Origin of the sequence: Pseudomonas sp. 65/3-MNA-CIBAN-0223 (assembly GCF_040310425.1) — a bacterium.
Lineage (GTDB): Bacteria > Pseudomonadota > Gammaproteobacteria > Pseudomonadales > Pseudomonadaceae > Aquipseudomonas > Aquipseudomonas gregormendelii.
In genome coordinates this window covers 1-675 of sequence record NZ_JBEOPV010000053.1, presented here as the reverse complement: position 1 = coordinate 675, position 675 = coordinate 1, and the positions used below count along the sequence as shown (strand labels likewise).

The 675-nt window shown below is 57.3% G+C and carries 1 protein-coding gene; it reads left to right on the top strand.

Annotated features, from left to right (window positions below):
- Positions 1 to 274 precede the first annotated feature (274 nt).
- Positions 275 to 675: IS110 family transposase (locus tag AAEZ09_RS27870; protein ID WP_350601573.1), on the top strand; the 401-nt coding region annotated here is incomplete at its 3' end.

Sequence of the window (675 nt, the reverse complement as noted above, 5' to 3'; positions counted from 1 at the left end):
GCTCCTTGTATGTTGACCCAGCACCCAGCGAGAGAGGTCTAAGCTCGTTGGTGCTGACATACAAAGATGTGTTTCTGGGGGAGGCCGATGGCTCCTGAAGGCAGGACTTGCGCCTGACCTTGTCTGTAGAGAGGCTCCCCCGCCTCATTGCCCACCACGAAGAGTATCGAGAAGCCGACAAGTCGGACTTCGCATTACAAGGTTGCAGCGGCATGAAGTTCGAGGTCAGGGGAACCAGGAGCCATCTTCACCCAGTTTTCTCGGAGTTGAAAGCATGAGCGTTCACGTCGGATTGGATATCGGTTCCCGTAGCAGCGTCATGGCTTGGCGTGACAAAGGCCGTGCTGCCGGCTCGTGGGATATCGCCCAAACCCCCAAGGGGCGCAAGGCGGCTGTGAAAAAGCTGATAGCCCTAAAACCGCTATCTGTTGTCATGGAAGCCACCGGGATTTACTACCTGGATCTGGCCTTGGAGTTGAACGCGGCTGGGTTACCGGTCTCGGTGGTCAACCCGAAAAGCTCCCGCAATTTTGCAAGACTGATGCTTCAGCACAGTAAAACGGACGCCATCGATGCTCAGTTGCTGGCCGAGTACGGCGAACGCATGACCCCTCGCCTGTGGACCCCACCAAGCCCCGCACAGCTTGAGCTGCGGGCCATTGGTCGCCACATCAA